General features: G+C 30.8%; 1 protein-coding gene. It reads right to left on the minus strand.

From position 1 onward, the window contains the following. Nucleotides 1-307 (minus strand): TonB-dependent receptor plug domain-containing protein (locus tag CRU91_RS12080; RefSeq protein WP_222718483.1); only part of this gene is annotated, 307 nt, incomplete at its 3' end. Between the last annotated feature and the right edge of the window lie 241 nt (nt 308-548).

Here is a 548-nt window from a genome sequence, read left to right on the forward strand (position 1 = left end):
CACCTGTTAAAAGTCCTGTTGCACCTCTTACAATGCTTATAGAATCATAAATTGCACTATCTATGCTTTCATTACCCTTCTCATAACTATGATTACTTGAACTCATCGCTCCATCTATTTGAATATTTTTTATTTGATAACCACGAGAATAAATTTCAGCATAACCTGTATCACTTGCTTCTGATTTTACTGTAATGCCAGTTGTATTTCTTAGAACATCATTTATATTATTTAATTGTTGGTCTTCAATTCTTTTTGAAGTGATTACTGAAACTGATTGTGGAGTTTCTTTTAAAGATAAATTCATACCAGTTGCTGAGTTGTCTTGGTTACGAGTGTAGCTATTTTCTTTATTGTCTTTTACAGATATTTCATCTAAAACCGTAGTATTACCAAAGTTTTGATATTTTGGTTTTTCTATTATGTAAATTATGCTATCTTCTTCGATAGCTTTGAGATTATGTTCTTCTAGTACGCTATTTAGATTACTTAATACCGTACCCCCCCCCGAAACCTAACTTTTTGAGAATCTATACTTTTATCTTTCA

The organism is Aliarcobacter vitoriensis, from assembly GCF_003316695.1.
GTDB lineage: Bacteria > Campylobacterota > Campylobacteria > Campylobacterales > Arcobacteraceae > Aliarcobacter > Aliarcobacter vitoriensis.